The organism is Saccharomonospora iraqiensis subsp. paurometabolica YIM 90007, assembly GCF_000231035.2.
GTDB classification, from domain to species: domain Bacteria; phylum Actinomycetota; class Actinomycetes; order Mycobacteriales; family Pseudonocardiaceae; genus Saccharomonospora; species Saccharomonospora paurometabolica.
Genome location: NZ_KI912261.1, coordinates 131,967 through 132,977 on the forward strand (window position 1 = coordinate 131,967; position 1,011 = coordinate 132,977).

Annotated in this window: 1 protein-coding gene; it reads right to left on the reverse strand. The window is 76.2% G+C overall.

Annotation, left to right across the window (positions count from 1 at the left end; genetic code table 11):
• Nucleotides 1–1,011 (reverse strand): bifunctional ADP-dependent NAD(P)H-hydrate dehydratase/NAD(P)H-hydrate epimerase (locus SACPADRAFT_RS29520; RefSeq protein ID WP_040924793.1); only part of this gene is annotated, 1,011 nt, incomplete at both ends.

Consider the following 1,011-nt stretch of genomic DNA (forward strand, 5'->3'; position numbering starts at 1 on the left):
GACCCGACAGCACGTCCCCGGAACCGGCGGCGGCCAGCCACGAGCCGCGCGGCCGGTTCACCAACACCCGCCCGTCGGCGTCCGCGACGAGCGTGCAATATCCCTTGAGCAGCACCACCGCACGGAACCGCCGGGCCGCCTCCCGCACCGCGGCCACCCGGTCGGCGCCCGGGGCGCGGCCGGTGAGCCGCTCGAACTCCCCGTCGTGCGGGGTGAGCACGAGCGGCGTGTCCGGATCCCGGGCGTCCAGCACCTCCGGGTGCTGCGCGACGAGCGTCAGCGCATCGGCGTCGGCGCACACCGGAACGCCCTGCCCGAGCACGTGCGTCAGCACGTCCCTGCCCGCGGAACCGGTGCCGATGCCGGGACCGACGATCCACGACTGCACCCGGCCCGCGTCGAAAACCGACCCGGTGGCCACCACCTCCGGCCAGTGGGATCGGACCACGTCGGCGGCGGGCCCGGCGTAGCGCACCATCCCGGCCGTGGCCCGCACGGCCGCCGCCGAGGCCAGCACCGCCGCACCCGGATACGTCGACGAACCGGCCGCGACCCCGGTCACTCCCTGGGTGTACTTGTTGTCGTCCGGACCGGGCAGGGGCCACGCCGACGCCACCTCCGCGGCGTCCAACCTGCGCAGGTCGGGCTCACCCAGTTCGGGGCCGAGCCCGATGTCGACGAGCACGACCTCCCCGCACCGCTGCGGGGCGAGCACATGCGCCGGCTTGTGGACCCCGAAGGTCACGGTGACGTCCGCGGACACCGCCGGACCGGCGACGGCACCACTGTCCGGGTCCACCCCGCTCGGCAGGTCGACCGCGAGCACCGGGGCGCTGACCCGTGCGAACACGGCCGCCGCGTCCGGACGCAACGCCCCCGACCCCGAGATCCCGACGACCCCGTCGATCACCAGGTCCGCCGCGTCGATCCGGTCGGTCACGTCCGCGGTGTCCTCCGCGCCGTCGTCCGCGCCGACCGCCACGGCACGTCCCCCCGCCCGCCGGAGCGCCG